The sequence below is a fragment of the Gemmatimonadaceae bacterium genome (genome assembly GCA_019637355.1).
Classification (GTDB): Bacteria; Gemmatimonadota; Gemmatimonadetes; order Gemmatimonadales; family Gemmatimonadaceae; genus Pseudogemmatithrix.
This window is the reverse complement of the sequence record JAHBVT010000001.1, coordinates 710,983-731,066: the sequence shown is the minus strand read 5'-3', so window position 1 is coordinate 731,066 and position 20,084 is coordinate 710,983. Positions and strand designations below refer to the sequence as shown.

The following is a 20,084-nucleotide window of genomic DNA, read 5'->3' as shown; positions in this document are numbered from 1 at the left end:
TCTACGCACGCTCCCCGTACGCCTTCATCGCCTGCTTCACCGCCAGCCGCGCCGAGACCTCGAGCTCGTACTCCACCGCGATCTCCTGCAGTTCCTTCTCGGTATGCCGCTTCCGCCGCGATGCCGCGACCGCACTCGCGGAGTACCGCCGCGAGTACTCCCGGCACGCCATCCAGAGCGCGTTTGCGCGATGCCACCAGTCTTCCGGCTCCGCCCCGCGCCCCGCCGCCGCCATCTCCTCATAGTGCGCCGTCCGTAGCCCCAGCTGCTGCTCGGCGAGGTCCGCCATATCCCAGGCCGACTCAAACTCCTGGTCGTCGGCACCGAGCTTGATCAGCGCGCCGATGCGTTCGTGCTGATGGCAGCACTCCTGGGCGGCACGGTGCAATGCATCGCCGGCATCGCGCACAGGGTGTGCGGAGGGCTTCGACGGACGGGGAATGCTCTTGGACGGCATAGTGGTTCTGGTGGAGGACCGAGCAGGGACAGCGACCATTCAAGCTGTGTCGCTGGCCCTGCACCGGGCAAGCGGTCAGCCTAGGCCTGCTGCTTCCGCTTGAGCAGCCCCGCAGTCCCCAGGCTGAACAACAACACCACCGGCAGCGGCTCCAGGATCGTGAACCCGATACGTACCAATGGGTTGCTCTTGTACATCGCCCAGAACTTCTCGCCCTCGGCGGCCTTCTCCGCCAGCTCAGCTGCCGTCGCGCCAGCCGCTCGTGCCCGTTCCAAGGTCTCGGCCAAGTACTTCTCCCCGAAGTCCGGCAGGAACGCGTTGAACACCACTTCCCAGGTCACCACATAGCAGGCCACCGCCACGGCCGAGATCGCGAGGCCTGCCTTGAAGGCCTGTCCGAACTGAATCCGCCCGTCGCAGACGTTGTCGCGGTACTGCCGCACGCCGAAATAGATCATCAGCGAAGCCAACACCATCGAGGTGTACCCGATGATGACGCCGGTGCTGCTGTCCAACTGGTCCTGAAACGGGAGCGTGAGGACCAGCATCCCGGACATCACCGCGCCGGCAATCAGGCCGAACGTCAGGACGATCTTGCGCATCTGTCTCTCCAAGGGTAGAAGTCGGCCGCATCCTAGCCCTGCCCCGGCCGCCGCGCGTCACCAGAAAGGGTGATTTTCGCTCCCGACGGCCAGAATCACCCGTTTGGGCGAGGCCTACGGAACCAACCGGAGCTCGCGCGCCCGCTGAATCGCCTGCGTCCGCCGCGCCGCGCCCAGCTTCTCGAACACCCGTCCGGCGTGGGTCTTCACGGTATTCTCGCTCACGAAGGCCCGCTCGGCGATCTCGCGGTTGCTCAGCCCCTCCGCCATCAGCGCCAGGATCTCCAGCTCGCGCGGCGTGAGTCCCAGTGACTCCACCTTGGCCTCGTCGCGCACGAACACGGCGGGTGCCGGCACCAGCACCTCGCGCAGCTCCACCTGCTTGCGCGTCAGGCGCAGTCCGAGCCAGATCCCGAGGCCCGCGAACAGCGCCGCCACGAGCCCGCCGTAGATCTCCCACGAATGCTCGAGCACGAGCCAGCGATACTCGATCAGCCGCAGGAACGCGACGCAGAGCCCGGCCACGACGCCGTACACGAGCACGTTGCGCATCATACGAGCCGCCCCGCGCGCACGATCAGCGGCCAGCGCACCAGTCGCGGCACGTCCTCGCCCCAGGCCTCCGCCAACGCGCGCTCGAAGGCCAGCACCGGCGCCTCGCCCTCTGCGCGCAGCAAGCGCTGCGTCGCACTCCACGACCGGAAGAACCCGGCATACTGCGCCAGGGTCATCGTCGCCTCGACGAACATCTCCGGTGCGGGAATCTCTGCGATCGGCAGCGCGAGCGTGCGATACGCATTGCGAATCAGGTGATGCTCCGGCGCCCAGTACGCATCACAGGTCACATCGTGGTAATGCCGCGTCACCTGGTCGAGTTTGGCATCCACGCCGCTGTGCACATACGCGAACGCCGCGAAGAGCCCGCCGGGCACGAGCACGCGCTTCACCTCGGCGAAGAACTGCGGCAGGTCGAACCAATGCAGCGCCTGCCCCACCGTCACGAGGCCCGCGGACGCAGGCGCCAACGCCGAGTCGTACGTCGCCACGCGGTACTGCACGCGCGGGTGCGCCGGCGCGGCCGCGAGCTGCTCGGCGCTCGGGTCCGTCGCCATCACCTGCGCGAAATGCTCGGCCAGCGCCAAGGCCACCTGTCCATTGCCCGTGCCCACGTCCCAGGCCTGCTCACGCTGCGGCGTGTGGGAGAGCAGCCACTCGTACAGCGCATCGGGATACCTGGGCCGGAACGCCGCGTAGGTGGACGCGTGTCCGCTGAACAGATGCGCGAAGTGCGCGCTCCCGGCGCTCAAGGTCGTGGATCCGCCGCGACAAACGCGATGCGGTCACCCTGCGGACTGATGGCGATGCGCGAGATGTTGCGGATGCCGAGCGCCGCGTAGTCGGCCACCACCACCCAGGCCTCGCCCTCACGGCGATAGATGCGGCTGTCCGCCGTCGCCAGCAGCGCGCCGCCGGGCGTCCACACGTGGTACTCGCCGCCGGGCGGCGCAATCGCGATGCGGCGCACCGCCTGCGTACGCACGTCCACTTCGCCAATCCAGCTCGTATCCCCGTGGAAGTGCACGAACGTGAACGCGAGTCGGCTTGGCACGCGCGCGAAGGCCCGGCCGATGCCGCGCGCGAGCGTGTCCACGCGCTCAGTCAGTGCGCTGATCAGCACCAGCGCGTTGGGCGACCCGAGCACGAACGCGCCGATGTGGTCGGTGCCCACCCACACGTGGTAGCCCACGGGCTTGAGCGCGGGAATCAAGGCGCGCTGTGCCTGCCCGTTCCAGCCGAAGCGCCACAGCCGCTGCGTGGAGTCCATCTCCACGCGGATCACGCTCACGCCGTCGCCGCCAGGCAGCGGCGTGGCCGAATACTCGCTCTCCGGCGTGCCGATCAGCCGCGTGGCCGCACCGCCCGTCACCGGCACACGGTAGATGTCCGCCTGCGCGTCCTCGCGGATGCTCGTGAAGAGCAGGCCTTGGCCGTCTGGCGTGAACGCCGGTTGGTTGTCGTATCCCGCACGCCGCGTGACGTTGAGCGGCTGACCGAGCGTCACGCTGCCGGCCCGTTCAGTGAGGCGCAGCACCCAGATGTCCGTCCCGCCCTGCGCGCCCAACGAGGGGCCAGCGCAGGCCAACAGCATCGCCACCGCCCATCCGCGCATCAACACACCCTCCGCAGGGGACTCATCCGGCCGGGAGCAACTGCCCTCGGCATTCGCCAAAGCCGATGCGCACCGCGCCCGGCCTTTCACACCACCCGCGCAGGATCACTTCGTCGCCGTCGGCAAGGAAGCTACGCGTCTCGCCATTGGGCAGCGTGATCGGCTCGCTGCCGCGCCAAGTGAGCTCGAGCAGGCAGCCGCGCGAATCCTTGGTGGCGCCGCTCACCGTACCGCTCGCGAGCAAGTCGCCCGGCCGCAGGTTGCAGCCGTTGCTGGCGTGGTGCGTGAGCATCTGCGCCATCGTCCAATACATCCGCGTGAAGTCGCCGTGCGAGATGCGCACCGCCGCTTCGCCGGCCTCGCGCATCCGCGCGCTGCGCAGCCACACCTCGAGCGAGATGCCGAATCCGCCGGCCCGCTCGTTGCGTGCGTCCGTGAGATACGGCAGCGGCGCCGGATCGCCGGCGTCGCGCTCGCGGGCCGGCACGCGGAAGGGCTCCAGCGCGTCCAGGGTCACCACCCACGGCGAGACGGTCGTCGCGAAGTTCTTCGCGAGGAACGGACCCAGCGGCTGATACTCCCAGGCCTGCACGTCGCGCGCCGACCAATCGTTCACCAACACCAGACCGGCCACGTGACGCTCCGCCTCGGCAAGCGGAATCGCGTGTCCCATCGCGTTGCCGCCGGCGATGAACGCACCGACCTCAAGCTCGTAGTCCATCCGCGCGCTGGGCCCGAACGTCGGCGGCCCCTCCGGCTTGGCCGAGACCTGCCCCATCGGCCGCTTCACCGTGCCGCCGCTCACCACGACCGAGCTCGCGCGGCCGTGGTAGCCGATCGGCACGTGCTTGTAGTTGGGCAGCAGCGGATTGTCCGGCCGGAACATCGAGCCCACGTTCGTCGCGTGGTCGATGCTCGCGTAGAAGTCCGTGTAATCGCCGATGACCGCCGGCAACGCCATCCGCACGCTGTCCTGCGGCACGAGCAGACCGGGAACGGCACGGGCGCGCGTCGCGGCATCACCGCCGCTGGCGAGCAGCGCACTCGCGCGCTGGCGCAGGCTGCTGATGCCGCTGCGGCCCGTCGCGAACAGCGGCGTCAGCGATTCAGCGCCGCAGGCATCGACCACTTCTGCACGCAGGCCATCGAGCAATCCGGCCTCGCGCGCCGCCAGCAGGTCGAGGATCTGCGTGCCGATGGCGACGCCGCAGCGCGCCAGTTGGCCCTCTGCCGGGTGGAAGCAGCCGAAGGGCAGGTTCTGGATCGGGAAATCGGCGCCGGGAAGGTTCGCCGAGTCCACCCAGCTGCGGAGCGCCGGGTCGAGCGTCGCGTCGAACGTCAAGAGAGGAACGGCAGGAGCGTGAGATGCGAGAGCTCCCGCGACGGCTCCTCGAACGAACAGGAGCCGAACGAGCCCACGAAGTGCAGCCGCGTCTCGCGGATGGTGTCGGCGTCCAGACGCAGTCCGCGCCAGAGCACGTCGTCACCGATGGTGAAGAACGCGTCCGGATCACGCTCGTCAAGCAACGGACGCACCGCCTCAGCGGAGTATCCGGCGTAGAGAAACAGCGCCGCGAAGTACACGTTGAGGAAGCCGTACATCGTGCCGGACGCGCAGTTCGGTTGATACGTCAACGGAAACTCGCCACGCAGCGGGTGGTGCAATCCGGCGGTCGCCTTGAAGGGAACGCGGTGCTTTTCGCAGGTCGCGAGGAAGCGCAGCACGGCGTCAGGCGCCGGGAACGACTCCGCGACGATGCCGCCCATCCGCAGCTTCGCGCGCAGCCCGTGCCGCGCCAGCTCGCGGATCAGCGGCTCCGGATCGCTCGCGGACGCAATCTCCACGTACACCGGATGCTCCGGGTACGTGGACGCCAGCGCGGCGATGGTCATCGGATCGTCGGCCTTGGCTTCGATGGTGTCCACGCGCAGCGTCGCCCCGTGCACGGCGTCGAAACTCGCGATGGCTTGGGCATCGGCGGCGCTGGCCAGGACGGCCAGGGGCCAGGGCCCGACGTCGCAGGGCTCGCGGGTGATGCCGCTGCGGGCCAGCGCCAGTGCGCCCAAGCCCTCGACGGGCACGACGAATCGCCCGAGCATCTCGCGGTCCGGGCCCCCGCGGTACGCGGCGTACCGCGCCACCGCCTCGCTGATCGGCAGCGAGGCTGGTGGGAAGACGCCCGCATAGTCCACCAAGCCGTCCACTAACGGCGCCAACGCAGTCACGCAGTGCCTCCTCGAATCGTCACGGTCCAGCGGCGCGGTTCGCCCGGCACCAGCCAGGTCATCGACTGCCACGCGCCGAGCGCTTCAAAATATGTATCGGGCGCCCCCAGCGACGGCGCAATGCACAGCGTCGGCGTCCCGACCTTGCCCAGCCCGCGGGAGCGCGCGTGCTGCATCCCGCTGCGGTCAATGAACACCCCGCAGTACGGCACGCCCGCGCCGTCACAGCTGATGGTCAGCCGCGCCTCCTCCTCCCACACCTGGATCATCGAGCGTCCGCCGCCGAGGTCGAGCCACGCACCGATCTGCGCCTTGCGCGGGATGCTCCACGGCGTCGAGAGGTCGCGCGACTTCTCGTCCAGAATGAGGCGCGGCCACTTGCCGTCGCCCTCCATCACGCCGCCGGTCATCGTGGCGCCGCTCAACGACGCCACGCGAAAGCGGCCCCCGTCAGGCAGACGCAGTCGCGTGAGCTTCGTCAGCGGGAGCGTCATCCACGCACTCCAGAGGAACGGCAGACGCTCGCGGCCGGTGGTCAGCGCCTCGTAGCGGGCCTCGACTGCGCCGTCTGGCCGCACCAGCACGGTGCGCGTCAGCACCCAGGGCATCCGCTCGCCACGCCACACGCAGGTCACCTTGTGCCCGTCGGCGTCGGTCAGCAGTGTCGTCTCGGGATGCTGCGTCCGCGCTTCGCCGCCGATCGGGATCGGCCGTCCGCCGACGCCCTTCACCCACTCCGGCACGCTGCCGCCGCCGGCGCTGGGCGCGCATTCGTCCCAGCCCGCGCCCGCCGTCGCCGCGAGGTTCACGCGCGGCAGCTCCGCCGCGCCGCCTTGATGCAGCCACTCGCGCCCGAACAGATCCAGCGAGCGGATCCTGCCGCCCAGCGAAGGCACCACCTCAATCCGCGAGTCGCCCCCTTCGAGGGCGATGAAGCCTGGCTCCGCGGCGGCCAACGCAGGCACGGCGCTCAGACGACGGTCGCCAGGTCCACGCCGCGCGTCTGCAGCACGCGCGACACCGTCTCGCCGATCTTGTTGTTCGGCGTGCTCGCCCCGGCCGTCAGCCCCACGCGCACCGCCCCCGCCGCAGGCAACCACGCGGCCTCCGACACTTCCTTGCCCGTGGCGAGGTCGCGGTGTCGAATCGCACCCGCCGCCGGGTCCAAGCAAGCGGCGTCCTCGATGTGATACGTGCGCACCTTCTCGGCGCACAGCGCCGCCAGCGAGATGGTGTTCGACGAGTTGTAGCCGCCGACCACCAGCATCACGTCCAACGGCTCGGTCAGCAGCGCGTTCACCGCATCCTGCCGGTCCTGCGTCGCCGAGCAGATGGTGTCGAAGGTGCGGAAGTGCTCGGCCCGATGCGCCTCGCCGTGCACCCGCGCCATCGCCTGCCCCACCGCCTCGCCGATGGCCAGCGACTCGCGTGCCAACATCGTCGTCTGGTTGGCCACGCCGATGCGCTGCAGGTGCAGGTCCGGGTCGAAGTGCGGACTCGCCGCGTGTGCGTACTTGGCGAGGAAGGCCTCGCGCCCGCCCGCGAACGTACCCGCGATGTAGGCCATCACATCCTCGGCCTGCGCCATATCGCGCACCACCAGGTAGGTCCCGCCCGGATACTTCTCCACCTGCGACGCCGTCGCCCGCGTCTCCTCGTGGTAGTACTTGCCGTGGATGAGGGCGGTGAAGCGGTCGCGGGCATAGGCATCCACCCGCTTCCAGACGTTCAGCACCGAGCCGCAGGTCGTGTCCACCATCACGCAGCCGAGGCCGCGCAGCGTCTCAAAGTCCTGGATCGTCACGCCGAACGCCGGCAGGATCACCACGTCCTGCGGCTCGACGCCGGTGTAGTCGAAGCCCTTGTCGCTGGGCTTGAGGAACACGATGCCCATCTCCCGCAGCTTGGCGTTGACGTGCGGGTTGTGGATGATCTCGCCGGCGAGGAAGATCCGCTTGTCCGGGAACTTGAGCCGCGTCTGGTACGCGTACTCCACCGCCCGCTCCACGCCGTAGCAGAAGCCGAACTCCTTGGCCAGGCGGATGGTGACGTCGCCGGCCACCAGCGTGTGCTCGCGGGCCAGCAGCAGGTCCACCAGCTGGCCGTCGTAATCGGCGGTCAGCGTCTCCTGGACCTCGGCCTTCAGGCCGAAGCCCTTCCGGACGTACGTGGCATCGTGGGACATACGGGAAATCTAAGGGGCGGGAGGGGCGGTCGTCGGGCCTGCCGTGCCGTGGACCCCGGCTCGCGGAGCGCCTCGACGGGCGGTAGCTTGGCGCAATGGCCGAGCACTACGACCTGTGCGTCATCGGGAGCGGACCCGCCGGGGAGAAGGGCGCCGCGCAGGCCGCCTATTTCGGCAAGTCCGTCTGCCTCATTGAACGCGCACCCAAGCCCGGTGGTGCCGCCGTCAATACCGGGACGATTCCCAGCAAGACGCTCCGCGAGACGGCCCTCTACTTGAGCGGCCTGCGCCAACGCGGCCTCTACGGCGTGGACTACCGCGTGAAGAGCGACATCACGATCGGCGATTTTATGCACCGCGAGCGTGCCGTCGTCGAGAACGCCTGGCAGGCCATCGACGCCAACCTCGAGAAGCATCGCGTCACCCGGGTGTTGGGCGCGGCGCGGTTCGCCGATGCGCACACGGTCGAGGTGGCCCGCTACGGGCAGGCGGCGCGCCGTATCGCTGCCGACGTCTTCTTGCTCGCCACCGGCTCACGGCCCTCGCACCCGAAGGACATTCCCTTCGACGGCCGCATCGTGCTCAACAGCGACGACATCCTCACGCTGGGGCAGATCCCGCGGCGCCTCGTCGTCATCGGCGGCGGCGTCATCGGCTGCGAGTACGCCGGCATCTTCGGCGCCCTCGGCGTGCGCGTGACGCTCATCAACTCGCGCGACCGCCTGCTGATGCAGCTCGACGCGGACCTCTCCGAAGCCCTGCGCACCGAGCTCACGCGGCGCCTCGGCGTGCAGGTCGTGCTCGATGCCGCCGTCACCGGCGTGCGCGTCGAGGGCGACCTCGCCACCGTCACGCTCGGCGACGGACAGGAACTCGCCGCCGACTGCGTGCTCTACTGCGCCGGCCGCGAGGGCAACGTCGAGTCCCTGCAGCTCGGGGCGGCCGGCGTCCGCACCAACGACCGGGGCTTCGTGCCCGTGGATGCCACCTACCGCACCAACGTCCCGCACATCTTCGCCGCCGGCGACCTCGTGGGCTTTCCCGCGCTCGCCTCCACCGCGATGGAGCAGGCCCGCGTCGCGATGTGCCACGCCTTCGACCTCAAGTACAAGCTGGCGATGGGGACCGTGCTGCCCTACGGCGTGTGGACGGTGCCGGAGATCGCCACCGTCGGCGTCGGCGAGGACGAGGCCCGCGCCAAGGGGATTCCCTGCGAGATCGGCAAGGCCTCGTTCCGCGGCAACCCGCGCGGGCAGATCATCGGCGACACCGAAGGCTTCGTGAAGCTCGTCTTCCGCAGCGACGACAAGCGCCTGCTCGGCGCCAGCGTCGTCGGCGAAGGGGCCTGCGAACTGATCCACGTCCCGGCGGCGGCGCTGCACTTCGGCGCCACGCTCGACTACTTCATCGAAGCCGTCTTCAACTATCCCACGCTCGGCGACGCCTTCAAGTACGCCGCCTACGACGGCCTGCAGCGGCTGCAGCGTCGCGTCTCGCGCGCGATGGAAGCCAACGCGCGCACGCCCGCCATCGGGACGCCGGTCACGCCACCACGTACGGCGTGAGCGCCTCGCGCAGCCAGTCGGGCAGCGGGCGCTTCTCCATCGTCTCCTTCACCACGCTCACCACCGTCAGCGTCGCGCTCGCGCGGTGCGCGCGGTCCGAGGACCGGTAGACCTCGAAGCGTAGCGTGAGGCTGGTCGTGCCCAGCTTGGCCACGCCGACTTCGACATCGAGCAGCTCGTCCATCTGCGCCGGCGAGTGGAACTCCACCTGGAATGCCTTGCGCGGAATCTGCACCTTGCGCTCCAGGCGCAGCGTCTCGAAGGGCAACCCCGCCGCCCGCATCATCTCGTGCTCGGCCGCCTCGAAGTACTTGAGGTACGCGCCATACCAGATGATGCCGAGCGGATCGCAGTCGCTCCAGCGCACGCGCGTCTGGATGCGGAAGGGCAAGCTGTGCGGTGTCGTCACGATTTCGCTGACAGAGGTTCGGGGAAGGACCTACGCCATCCCACGGTGTAGAATGGTAGCATCCAGCAGCGCCCCGCGACCGGGGCGCCGGAAGATGCTCCCCTCAGGCCCGGAGGCCTTATGCTCCGCTCGATCCTCGTGCCCCTGGATGGATCCGCGCTCGCCGAACGCGCGTTGCCCATCGCGCTCGATATCGCCCGCCGCGCCGGCGGCGAAGTCCACCTCGTCCGCGCCCACGTGCCGCTGGCCATCGTCGGCGCGACGGCCGAGGGCGTGTTCACGCAGGATATGCTGGCTGCGGATGACGCCCTGCGGGACCGCGCGAAGCGCTACGTGGAAACGAAAGCCCACGACCTCGCGAAGGAATGGGGCGTGAAGGTCTCCGCGCGCGTCGAGGACGGCACGCCGGGCGCCTGCATCACCCAGGCCGCCGACGACGTCGGCGCCGGCCTCATCGTGATGACCACCCACGGGGCCGGCGGCTTCGCGCCCGGCTGGCTGGGCTCCGTCTGCGATGCGGTCATTCGCCACTCGAACCGCGCCGTGCTCGCCCTACCCGAAAATGACGCGCACAAGGGCGAGTCGTTCGTGCCCAAGAACATCGTGATGGCCCTCGACGGCTCCTCGCGCGCCGACGGAATCATTCCCGCCGCGCGCGATCTCGCGCTGCTCTTCGGCGCCACGATCGAAGTCGTACGGATGGTCGCGCCGTTCATCCCCAACGACGTCGCCAGCATCCTCACCTCGTCCGACCGGCCGGATCCCTACGGTATCGACGCCGAGACGCAGGCCGCCAAGGATGCCATCGACAACGTCGTGAAGGGCCTCACCGACGCCGGCGTCAAGGCCCGTGCCGTCGTGCGCGTGGAACTCTCGCCCGTGAAGGCCCTGCTGGCGCACGTCGAGGAGACCGAGCCCGACCTGCTCGCGCTCGCGACGCAGGGTCGCGGGGTCTCGCGCCTGTTCGTCGGGTCGGTGGCGGACAAGCTAATTCGCGGGGCGAAGCGGCCGGTATTGGTGTTGCGGCCGATGAAGGATTGAGGGGGGCGCAGCGAGAGAGGGGAGGCGGAGAGAAGGGTGACGGCAGGGAGGTGGCAGACGGCAGACGGTGGGGAGAGGAAGCCAACCCATCGGGCGGCACATCCTCTCCCGGCCATTTGCCTTCTCTCACCCCTCTCCCATCTCCCCTCTCCCCGCCGTCACCCTCCTCCCCTTCTCCCGTCTCCCGGCATCCGCTCAAACAACTCCGCACTCACGAACGGCACCACCGCATACGCCACCAGCACCTCATACGCCGCCTGCCGGTCAATGCGGCCCGCAGTAAGAATCCCCACGGCCCCCTTCCCGTGCTTCGTGCCCCGCTCGTTCGCGAAGCGGTCCATCGCGTAGCCGAGTTCCTCTCCGCCTCGAATCATCTCGGCCACGGCGTCCGGCAACGGCATCGCCAGCGAGCCGCCGATGCCTTCGCGGCCGTCGCGGTGCACCACCACGCACCAGGCGCAGGTGCGCATTCCGGCCGGGCCGTCCACGACGCCGCCCTCGAGGCCCACGCCGAGGTCGGCGTCGGCCGCCTCGCGGGCACCGCGGGCGCGCGCACGCGCACCGGCGATGGTCTGCTCGTCGCCGAACGGCTGGTCCGGCACACCACTCGGCACCGGCCGCGCCTCGACGATGGCTTCGGGGACGTACCCACGGATCACCGCCGAGGCGGCGGCGAGCTTCACGGGATTCGCTGAGCCCACGGCGACACGCGTGATCGAGGACGGCATCCCCCGAATCTAGGCGCGGCGCCTATCTTCGTGGTAATGCCGTCCGCGCCCGCCGCCCCTCCGGTGTTCATCGCCGGTCGTCTCTGGCTCGACTTCGTCAACACCGACGATGCGAGGCTCGGCCAACGTGTCGACGGCCTCGCGTCCTTCGAGGCATTCGTGGACTGGCTCGCCGCCGCCGACGTCGTCGACGCTGAGCGCGCCGCACTCCTGCGACGCCGAGCCACCGAGCAGCCCTCCGGGGCTGCGGCCGCCCTTGTCGAGGCCCGTCGCGTACGCGCCACCCTGCGGCAGCTCGCCGAGCACGGCCGCGGCGCCGAGTCGGCGCGCGCGCGGCATCAGGCGGTGGAGGAGATCAACCGGATCCTGGGCCGCAGCGTCGGCACGCGGAAGGTGGAGGAGACCGCCGCCGGCTACGCGAGGACCTTTGTCCCCGTCGGCGACGCCTTCGGCGGCCTGGTGATCCCGATCGTGGAGAGTGCGGTCGATTCACTCCTGCGCGCCGAACTCCCGCGCATCCGTCGCTGCGCCGACCGCCGCTGCCCGCGCCACTTCGCGGACGATACGAAGAGCAAGACGCGGAAGTGGTGCGAGATGACGACCTGCGGCAACCGGGCGAAGGCGCGGAAACACCGCGCACAAGCGACCCGCAAGAAGACCGCAGCAGACTAAGGCCCTGCCCCGTCTCCCAACCCTCTCCCAATTCCCATCTCCCCGCCGTCACCCCCCTCCCGTCTCCCCTCTCACGCCTTCAGGTACCCCATTTCCGTCGCATACCCCCGCAGCTTGTCCTGAAGCAGACGCCGCCCGCGGAACAACCGGCTCTTGATCGTCCCCTCCGGCACGCCCAGCGCCTGCGCAATCTCCCCATAGCGCAGCCCGTGCAGGTCGCTCATCACCACCGCCGCGCGATACTCCTCCGGCAGCGCGTGGATCGCATCGACGATCTCCTGGTCCACGAACGAGTCGTAGAACGTTCCCTCGGGATCGGCCTCACCCACCGGCTCGAACACTTCGCGCCCGTCCTCGTCCTCGAGCGGCTGCACCTCGCGCGCATCAATGCGCCGCTTGCGGCTCACGAAGGCGTGGTAGAGAATCGTGAAGAGCCAGGCCCGGATGTTCGTCCCCAAGCGGTACTGCTCCCAGCGCTGGAAGGCGCGCAGCAGCGTATCCGAGACCAGGTCCTCGGCCTCGTCGCGCGCCCGCGTCAGCTTCAGCGCAAAGGAGTACAGCGCGTCGAGTTGTCCCAGGACCTCGGCGTCGAAGCGCGCACGGCGCTCCGCCCGATCGCGCTCGCCCGTGCGCTCGTCCATTCCGAAGATCCCCAGCCCTGCCGCCATCGTCGCCATTCGGATTCCTCCAGGAATCGCCGAGTCCTACGCCGTTGCGTCGCGCTTCACGTGGCCCGACACGAACCGCTTCAGGTCCGTCGCCACGCCGTGCATCAGGCTGACATCCCGCTTCATCCGCGCCATCGTGGTCGCGCCCTCGAGCGTCGCCACCACGAAGCGCGCCAGGCGCAGCGGATCCGCGTCGTCCTCGAGCCGATCCTTCACCTGCATCAGCAGGCCCGCGATCTCGTCGGTCCACGAGCGGAACACGCGCGCGATGCGCACGCGGAAGCCCTCGTCCATCGCGGCCATCTCCGTCGCCAGCGCGCCAAAGGGCGAGGCCGATCGACCGCCGCGCTCGGCCTGCAGCGCCACCACCGAGTCGATGAAGACGTGCAAGCGCTCGATCGGCTCCAGCGTCGGCTCGCGCAGGATCGCGAGGCCGCGTTCGGCCAGCACGTCGAACTGCCGTGCCAGCACTTCGTGGCCGAGCGATTCCTTGGACTTGAAGTAGTGGTAGAAGTGCGACTTGCCGCTGAGGCCCGCGCGCGAGATGACGTCGTCCACCGACGTCTGCACGAAGCCCTTCTCGGCGATCAGCTCCGCCGCGGCATCGAGGATTTGGATACGCTTCTGCGTCACGGCGTCAAACTTAGGACCGAAAGTCCTATCGACAACAGCGAGAGTGCCGTTCAATCTAAGTCAATGCTATGAAATGACTTAGTTGTTGGACAGGAGTTTGGACCGGGCGCAATAGCAGCGCGGTGTTGGTCAGACTAGTACTGGCTGGTCGCAGTGAGGCGGCGCGCTGAGCGACCTGGGAGCGGCCGTCAGCGGCGGCGGCGGCCACCACGAGGGATCGGCGGACGCCCGCCCCGGCGGTCATCTCGGCCATCGCGCCCGCGCCCGTTTCCGCGGCCGTCACCGCGCCCATCGCGGCGCCCTGGCCGACGCTCGGCTTCCTCACGCATCCACGGACGCGCCAGCTCCTCCTGCGCATCCTCGAGCGTGTCGGACTTGATCGTGCCGCGCTGCCCGCGCCCGATCGCAAACCGCAACGGCCGGTCCAGCGTCGGCAACTCCTCGGCCACCAGCGTGCGCGCGATCTTCTCGGGCAGGTGCAGGCGCACCACGCCGCGCGGCCCTTCGGGCGTCTCCTCGACCTCATAGTGCAGCGGCACCTCGCGCTCGCGCAGCTGCACGTGCGAGGGCAGCTGCAGCCACTTGGCACGCTCGGCGCCCGACACGAACACGTCCGGGTCGAACTTCAGCGGCGCCGCGCGAAATGCCGCGAGACTCGCCACACCCTCGAGCTGCGATTCGTACCACGCCGCGAGCTCCGCCTGACCCAGCCGCGGGGTGCGGCCGCCACTGCGACGCCACACCTCGCGCAGCTCGGCGATGCGCGGCTGGTTGTAGGGCATCGCCGCGTGACGGGCCTCGCCGCGCGCCAGCGCCTCGGCCAACACGCGCCGCGCCTGGGCCTCCAGGCCCGGCGGAAAGTCCTGCACCGTCTCACGCTCGCGTTCCAGCTCGAAGCCGAAGTACGTGAGGCGCCGCTCCAGGGCCAGCGGGCGGTCGCGTTGCTGCGCGTCGTACACCAGCTGCGGCGTGTGCCCGATGGCGTGCTGCCGGATGAGGTCGCGCCCGAGCTGCGTACCCTCGATGCCGGCGCGCGCCACGCCGAACTTGTCGGCGAAGTAGCGCAGCGTGCCGGCGATCGGGCCCCAGCTCCCGCAGACACTGGTCTTCGAGACGCGCGCCTCGTCGCCCGAGGCCGTCTGCTCGTCGATTACCAACGCGAACGGCATAATCCGCGCCAGCAGCTCCACCCAGCGGCGTTCGACTGCCTGCGTCGTCCTCGGCATCTGCGTCGGCAGCGGCAGGCCCACCGAGCGATAGATGCTCGCCATCGCCAAGGCCGAGTCTTCTACCGACTTCACCAACACGCCCCGGCCCTCGGCCCAGCGCTCGATGCTCGCGTCGAACATCTGCCGCGGCAGCCCGTACACCTCGCCCAGGTAGCCGCACTTCGTGAACGCCTCGGCGTACACGTTGTACGTCGTGAGGTGGTCGCTGCCCGGCACGATGAGGCCCGCCAGATCGCGGTCTTCGCGCGTCATCCGATGCAACGACTCCACGCTGGCCATCACCGCCACGTACGGCAGCAGCTCGTCGTCGCAGTGCACCAGGAGCTCGGCCCAGGCGCGGTCCACCGGCATCGCTTCGACGGCCTTGCCGTACTCCGTGAGCCGGCCGGCCTCGATGATGCCGCGCGACTCGAGGAATTCCAGACTCAGCTTGTAACTGAGCTTGTCCAGCGGCACCGGGAGGACGAGTTCGTCGGCGCGCACGCCCAGCGCCGCGCAGGTCAGGGCCACGCGCTCGCTGTCGCCCGCCAGCTGGAACTCCGGCGACGTCGGCTCCAGCCGGTCGAAGCGGATGTCACGGTCGCTGAGGATGAACACGCGTCCGCCGGCCACGCGACCGTGCACGCGGCCCGCCATCTGCAGGATCTCGTTGGCACCGAGGTGGAGGCGCGTCAGCACGTTGCGCCCCTGCTCGACGATGTTCGTGAAGCGCGTGTCGTCGATGACGACCGTGTCGAGCCCCTGCACGTTGAGCGCGCTCTGCCCGGCCGCCGTCATCGCCAGCAGGAAGGGCTTCTCGACCTCGCCTTCGAGGAAGGGCCGGATGACGCGGATGGGTTCGCCGCCGTGGTAGAACGCCACCTGCATCCGCGGATACCGCGCGCCCACGTCGCTGGCCACTTCCTCCACCGCGGCGCGCGTCGGAAGGAACACGCCGATGCCGCGCCGCTCCTTGATCGCGCGCTGCACGAAGCGGTCGTCGAGGAAGCTCGCCGGCTTCTTGCGCTCGACTTCCACCTTGGCCGCCTTCTTCGGATCAAACGCGCTCGACTCCACCACCGCCGCCGCGTTCAGGTAGCGCTTGTAGAACGACGGATCCACCGTCGCCGACAGCCAGACGAAGCGGCAGCCGGTACGCTTGCCCAGTGCCAGGCACAGCTCCAGCTCGGCGCTGGTCTGGTGGATCTCGTCGACCACCAGCGTGTCGTGCGGCCGGATGTCGCCGTCCTGGAACCAGCGCCGCGCGATGCCGGTGGTCACGATGACGACGTTCCAGCTCGGCGTCTCCGGCGTCGCCTCGCGCTCGCGGTTCACCACGCCGACGCGCAGGTCCTCGGTGCCGAGCAGCAGCTTGGCGATCGGCTTCACGGCCAGCGTCTTGCCCGTGCCCGTGCCGGCCACGATGCCGAAGCCGCGGCGCGGGCGCTCCTCGCTCTCGGCAAGCTCGGCGGCCAAGCGGCTCAGCTCGGCGCCGCGCGACGTCCACAGCACCGTCTCGATGTCCAGAGTGAACGCGAGCTCAATGGTCTCGCAGGCGGCGCGCGTGGGCGCGATGACGATGATGCGGCCGCGCGGACCGCCGGCGCGGAGAAACGCCTCGCGGTCCGGCGGCAGGTAGGCGTCGCGGACCGGGCGAGTGGGACCGAACTCGTCTACGACGTGCGCTCCAGCGCCTGTGGCGCTGGCGGCGAGTCATCGGGGCGCCGACCCGAGTCGGGACGGGGACGGGCCGGAGCCCTCGAGCCGGCGCCCGAGCCGGGCGCCGGCCGCGCCGACGAGTCGGGACGTCCCCGCGAGGGCGTCGTCTGGGGGCGTCCACGCTCCGGCGTCGTATCCTGACGCCCGCGCGTCGGCCGCGCATTGCCCCGCCCCGACGTGTCGCGCGAGGCCGGCGTCGCCGGCCGGAAGGCGTTGCTCGGCTCGTCCCGCGTGCTCGGGCCGAAGACCACCGTGCCGTTGGCCGGCTTCTGTCGCAGGGCCGTCTGGCAATCCGTCGGTGCCGGCTGCTGGGCCGCGGGCACGCCGTCCATCCAGATGCGGCACTTGCCCGCCGGCGGCATCAGGTGCGCCGGCAGCCGCGGCTGCTCCTGCGGTCGCGTACGCGACTGCGCCCCGGCCAGGGCCGGAAACACGGCGAACAGCACGAGGGCGAGGAAGGCGCGGGTCACTGGGACGGAATATCGCTGCATAGGGAGAGAATTCTACCCTGCAGGCTCCTCAGCGGTCCCCGAAGCTGATTCCCATCCGCCGGGCGGTCGCGACGATATCGTGGCTCGGATCCACCCGCTTCGGCACCTGGATGGCCTCGCGAATCGGCACGGTCACGATGTGTGGCGTCTGCAGGGCCACCATATGCCCCCACTTGGCATCGGCCACCGCCTGCGCCGCCGCGCCGCCGAAGCGCGTCGCCAGCAGACGGTCGTAGCCCGTGGGCATCCCGCCGCGCTGCAAGTGCCCCAGCACCATCGCCCGGCACTCCTTGCCCGTCTTTGCCTGGATCGCCTTGGCCAGATGGTGCGCGATGCCGCCGATCCGCGGCGCCTGCCCCGGCATCGATTCGCCGATCAGCGACACCTGGCCGCTCTCGTCCTGCGCGCCCTCGGCCACCACCACGATCGCGAACTTCCGGCCGCTGCGGTCGCGCTGCATCACCGCCTCGCAGACGTGCTCCAGCTTCCAGCCGATCTCGGGGATCAGCACGATGTCGGCCGCCGCCGCCACGCCCGAGTGCAGCGCGATGAAGCCCGCCTCGCGCCCCATCACCTCGAGCACCAGCACACGGTCGTGCGACTCCGCCGTCGTCTGCAGCTTGTCGATGGCCTCGATCGCCGTCTGCACGGCGGTGTCGAAGCCGAAGGTATACACCGTGCCCGCGACGTCGTTGTCGATGGTCTTCGGTACGCCGACGATGCGCATTCCCTTGTCCACCAACTGCTGCGCGATCGCCAGCGAGCCGTCGCCGCCGATGGCGATCATCGCCTCGATGCCCAGGTTGCGTGCGTTGGCGATGAGTTCGTCCGAGCGGTCCGCCTCCACGAAGCTGCCGTCCGGCTGCTGCACCGGAAACGCGAACGGGTTGCCGCGGTTGGTAGTGCGCAGGATCGTCCCGCCGAGATGCGCGATGCCGCGCACGGAGTCGCGCGTGAGCGGAACGACTTCGTCCTCGCCCAAGAGGCCGGCGTAGCCACGCTTGATGCCGAGCACCTGCCAGCCGCGCTCGATGGCGGAGAGCGTGGCGGCGCGGATCACGGCGTTGAGGCCGGGGGCGTCGCCGCCGCCGGTGGAGATGGCGATGCGCATTCGGACAGGGGGAGAGGGGAGGAGGGAGGGGGGTGACGGCGGGGAGATGGGAGAGGGGAGGAGGCTGGGAGAGGGAAGACGAAGGGCAACGTAGCGATTCGTCCGCTCTCTTCTCTCCTCTATCTCACGTACGGCACACCCGTGATGTTCGCCATCCGGTAGATCGCAGTGTCCTGCTTCGCGATGACGCCGCGCAGGGAATCCACCTTCGCCTGCAAGTCTGCCAGCTGGAGGCCGATGTCGTTCACGGCGTCGCTCATATCCAGCATCATCTGCTGCTGGGCGATCTGCTGTTCGGGGTCTTGGTAGCAGGCGCCGAGCGCGGTGGCGGCGGCGGCGAAGATGGCAAGGCGGGCGAGGCGCGACACGGCGGGCTCCGGGGCGAACGGGTGATGGCGGCGATGGGACGATGCGGCCTTACGCGACGAATCTATGCATCCTCGCCCTGTGACGCGCCCTGCCTTCACCCTGCTCGAGCTCGTGCTCGTCTGCGCCTTCGTCGGCATCCTCGCCGGCGTGGCACTGCCGCGCGGCAAGTACCTGCTCGACGGGCTGCGCATCCGCCAGGCCGCGCACGAGGTCAGCGGTGCCGTCACGCTCACCCGGGCCGCCGCCATCCGCCGTGGCAGCCAGGCCCGCTTGGTCGTCGATCGTCCCGCCGGCTCCATCCGCGTCGAATCCGGCAGCGACACGCTTTGGCGCCGCGACCTCGCGCGCCAGCATCGCGTCCGCCTCCACGCCACGCGCGACACCGTCACCTTCGGCGCCAACGGACTCGGCTACGGCGTCGCCAACTCGACCATCGTCGTCAGCATCGGCGCGCGGGCGGAGACCGTGGTGGTGTCGCGACTCGGACGGGCGAGGGTGAGTTATTAGGACGGATGACGGATGACGGAAGCTTGCGGGGCGCTCTGATCTGCAATCGGCGCGCCATTCTCGCATCCGTCATCCGTCATCCGTCCTCGACTCACGTCCCGAAGTCAAACCCCGCCACCGAGATCCGCGGGATCTCCTGGCCGATCACCCGCTCGATCGTCCGCACCATCCCGATCTCGTCGGTGCTCATAAACGTGAACGCATCGCCTTCCTTGGCGGCGCGGCCGGTGCGGCCGATGCGGTGCACGTAATCCTCGGCCTGCTGCGGCACGTCGTAGTTGATCACGTGCGAGATGCCCGAGATGTCGAGGCCGCGCTGGGCGATGTCGGTGGCCACGAGCACGCGCGTCTTACCGTCCTTGAAGCGCTGCAGCGCCTGTTCGCGCTGCCCCTGGCTCTTGTCGGCGTGCAGTGCGTCGGCCTTCACGCCCTCGTCCTCGAGATGCCGCACGACGCGATCAGCGCCGGACTTGGTGCGCGTGAAGACGAGGATCGAGTCGTCGGCGGCCATTTCACGCAGCAGGTGCGCGAGCAGGGTGATCTTCCGGTGCCCCGGCACCGGGTAGACGAAGTGCCGCACCGTCGCCGCCGCCTGCGAGCGGCGTCCCACCTGCACCACCACCGGCTTGCGCAGGTACTTCCGCGCCAGCGCCTCAACTTCAGGCGGCATCGTCGCCGAGAAGAGCAGCGTCTGCCGGTACGGATGGATCTGCGCGACGATGCGGTTGATCTGCGGCGCGAAGCCCATATCGAGCATCCGGTCGGCCTCGTCGAGCACCAGCACCTCGAGATCGTCGAACACCACGTTCTGCTTCTCGAGGTGGTCGATCAGCCGCCCCGGCGTCGCGACGACGACGTCCACGCCGGCACGCAACGCGTCCGTCTGCGGCTCGTAACCCACGCCGCCGTACACGGAGATGACCTCGAGCCCCGCGCCCTCGCCGTACTTGCGCACGCTGGCCTCCACCTGCTGGCAGAGTTCGCGCGTCGGCGTCAGCACCAGCGCACGCGTGCGCTTGGGGCCGTCCATCAGCCGCTCGATGATCGGGATCGTGAAGGCCGCCGTCTTGCCGGTGCCCGTCTGCGCGAGCCCCATCAGGTCGCGCCCCTTGAGCGCCAGCGGCACCGCCTGCTGCTGGATCGGCGTCGGCCGCGCATACCCGCTCCGCTCGAGCGACGCCAACATCGCCTCGCTCAGCCCGAGGTCGGCGAAGGTGACGTCCACCGTCGCGGCCTCGCGCTCCGCCAGCGACTTGGCCAGCTCCGGCGAGACGACGTCCGGAGCACTGTGCGGGAGGAGCGTGCCCGTCGCGAGCACGGTCG

The 20,084-nt window shown here is 69.7% G+C and carries 22 protein-coding genes; 4 read left to right on the top strand and 18 right to left on the bottom strand.

Annotated elements, in window-relative coordinates:
• Position 1 precedes the first annotated feature (1 nt).
• The 9 genes from KF689_03260 to KF689_03220 form a co-directional block, all read right to left on the bottom strand.
• Positions 2-457 (bottom strand): hypothetical protein, encoded by a 456-nt coding sequence (locus KF689_03260; protein MBX3132396.1) that lies wholly within the window; start codon positions 455-457, stop codon positions 2-4.
• 80 nt (positions 458-537) lie between these two features.
• A complete protein-coding gene (locus KF689_03255; GenBank protein MBX3132395.1) occupies positions 538-1,059 on the bottom strand; it encodes a DUF4199 domain-containing protein in 522 nt (173 codons plus the stop codon).
• A gap of 114 nt (positions 1,060-1,173) precedes the next feature.
• A complete protein-coding gene (locus KF689_03250; protein MBX3132394.1) occupies positions 1,174-1,614 on the bottom strand; it encodes a response regulator transcription factor in 441 nt (146 codons plus the stop codon).
• Positions 1,611-2,366, bottom strand: a complete 756-nt coding sequence (locus KF689_03245) for a class I SAM-dependent methyltransferase (protein ID MBX3132393.1) — start codon at positions 2,364-2,366, stop codon at positions 1,611-1,613. The genes KF689_03250 and KF689_03245 overlap by 4 nt, the downstream gene beginning before the upstream one ends.
• Complete coding sequence (locus tag KF689_03240) at positions 2,363-3,229, bottom strand: PD40 domain-containing protein (GenBank protein MBX3132392.1); 867 nt, start codon at positions 3,227-3,229, stop codon at positions 2,363-2,365. The genes KF689_03245 and KF689_03240 overlap by 4 nt, the downstream gene beginning before the upstream one ends.
• Before the next feature lie 22 nt (positions 3,230-3,251).
• The gene (gene fahA, locus KF689_03235; protein ID MBX3132391.1) at positions 3,252-4,571 is read right to left on the bottom strand and encodes a fumarylacetoacetase; all 1,320 of its coding nucleotides are present in this window, start codon (positions 4,569-4,571) and stop codon (positions 3,252-3,254) included.
• Positions 4,568-5,455 carry a hypothetical protein gene (locus KF689_03230; GenBank protein MBX3132390.1) on the bottom strand — a complete coding sequence of 296 codons (888 nt, stop codon included), beginning with the start codon at positions 5,453-5,455 and terminating at the stop codon, positions 4,568-4,570. Before KF689_03230 ends, fahA begins: the two co-directional genes overlap by 4 nt.
• A complete protein-coding gene (locus tag KF689_03225) occupies positions 5,452-6,420 on the bottom strand; it encodes a hypothetical protein (protein ID MBX3132389.1) in 969 nt (322 codons plus the stop codon). Before KF689_03225 ends, KF689_03230 begins: the two co-directional genes overlap by 4 nt.
• Before the next feature lie 5 nt (positions 6,421-6,425).
• Positions 6,426-7,640 carry a 4-hydroxy-3-methylbut-2-enyl diphosphate reductase gene (locus KF689_03220; GenBank protein ID MBX3132388.1) on the bottom strand — a complete coding sequence of 405 codons (1,215 nt, stop codon included), beginning with the start codon at positions 7,638-7,640 and terminating at the stop codon, positions 6,426-6,428.
• Positions 7,641-7,735: 95 nt separating this feature from the next.
• On the opposite strand from KF689_03220, the gene sthA reads away from it, so the two are divergent.
• A complete protein-coding gene (sthA, locus tag KF689_03215) occupies positions 7,736-9,205 on the top strand; it encodes a Si-specific NAD(P)(+) transhydrogenase (protein MBX3132387.1) in 1,470 nt (489 codons plus the stop codon).
• On the opposite strand, the gene KF689_03210 is transcribed toward sthA, so the two are convergent.
• On the bottom strand, positions 9,183-9,614 hold the full coding sequence (locus KF689_03210) for an acyl-CoA thioesterase (GenBank protein MBX3132386.1): 432 nt from the start codon (positions 9,612-9,614) through the stop codon (positions 9,183-9,185). The genes sthA and KF689_03210 overlap by 23 nt on opposite strands.
• Positions 9,615-9,734: 120 nt before the next feature.
• Between KF689_03210 and KF689_03205 the strand changes: the two genes are divergently transcribed.
• Positions 9,735-10,655 carry a universal stress protein gene (locus KF689_03205; protein ID MBX3132385.1) on the top strand — a complete coding sequence of 307 codons (921 nt, stop codon included), beginning with the start codon at positions 9,735-9,737 and terminating at the stop codon, positions 10,653-10,655.
• A 158-nt stretch (positions 10,656-10,813) separates the two neighbouring features.
• On the opposite strand, the gene KF689_03200 is transcribed toward KF689_03205, so the two are convergent.
• Entirely contained in the window at positions 10,814-11,383 is a 570-nt protein-coding gene (locus tag KF689_03200; protein ID MBX3132384.1) for a DUF84 family protein, read from the bottom strand.
• A 36-nt stretch (positions 11,384-11,419) separates the two neighbouring features.
• Here KF689_03200 and KF689_03195 point away from each other — a divergent pair, with 36 nt between their 5' ends.
• Complete coding sequence (locus KF689_03195) at positions 11,420-12,055, top strand: ABATE domain-containing protein (protein ID MBX3132383.1); 636 nt, start codon at positions 11,420-11,422, stop codon at positions 12,053-12,055.
• 71 nt (positions 12,056-12,126) lie between these two features.
• Here KF689_03195 and KF689_03190 read toward each other — a convergent pair whose 3' ends face one another.
• The 6 genes from KF689_03190 to KF689_03165 form a co-directional block, all read right to left on the bottom strand.
• Positions 12,127-12,732: a sigma-70 family RNA polymerase sigma factor gene (locus KF689_03190; protein MBX3132382.1), complete on the bottom strand. Its 606-nt coding sequence runs from the start codon at positions 12,730-12,732 to the stop codon at positions 12,127-12,129.
• A gap of 27 nt (positions 12,733-12,759) precedes the next feature.
• On the bottom strand, positions 12,760-13,356 hold the full coding sequence (locus tag KF689_03185; GenBank protein MBX3132381.1) for a TetR/AcrR family transcriptional regulator: 597 nt from the start codon (positions 13,354-13,356) through the stop codon (positions 12,760-12,762).
• Between the two features lie 188 nt (positions 13,357-13,544).
• The gene (locus KF689_03180; GenBank protein MBX3132380.1) at positions 13,545-16,076 is read right to left on the bottom strand and encodes a DEAD/DEAH box helicase; all 2,532 of its coding nucleotides are present in this window, start codon (positions 16,074-16,076) and stop codon (positions 13,545-13,547) included.
• Between the two features lie 161 nt (positions 16,077-16,237).
• Positions 16,238-16,753, bottom strand: a complete 516-nt coding sequence (locus KF689_03175) for a hypothetical protein (protein MBX3132379.1) — start codon at positions 16,751-16,753, stop codon at positions 16,238-16,240.
• Between the two features lie 49 nt (positions 16,754-16,802).
• The gene (locus tag KF689_03170; protein MBX3132378.1) at positions 16,803-17,885 is read right to left on the bottom strand and encodes an ATP-dependent 6-phosphofructokinase; all 1,083 of its coding nucleotides are present in this window, start codon (positions 17,883-17,885) and stop codon (positions 16,803-16,805) included.
• Positions 17,886-18,004: 119 nt separating this feature from the next.
• The gene (locus tag KF689_03165; protein ID MBX3132377.1) at positions 18,005-18,253 is read right to left on the bottom strand and encodes a hypothetical protein; all 249 of its coding nucleotides are present in this window, start codon (positions 18,251-18,253) and stop codon (positions 18,005-18,007) included.
• Positions 18,254-18,332: 79 nt separating this feature from the next.
• On the opposite strand from KF689_03165, the gene KF689_03160 reads away from it, so the two are divergent.
• Positions 18,333-18,761 carry a GspH/FimT family pseudopilin gene (locus tag KF689_03160; protein ID MBX3132376.1) on the top strand — a complete coding sequence of 143 codons (429 nt, stop codon included), beginning with the start codon at positions 18,333-18,335 and terminating at the stop codon, positions 18,759-18,761.
• Positions 18,762-18,852: 91 nt separating this feature from the next.
• On the opposite strand, the gene KF689_03155 is transcribed toward KF689_03160, so the two are convergent.
• Positions 18,853-19,947, bottom strand: coding sequence for a DEAD/DEAH box helicase (locus KF689_03155; GenBank protein MBX3132375.1), 1,095 nt, complete (start codon positions 19,945-19,947; stop codon positions 18,853-18,855).
• Between the last annotated feature and the right edge of the window lie 137 nt (positions 19,948-20,084).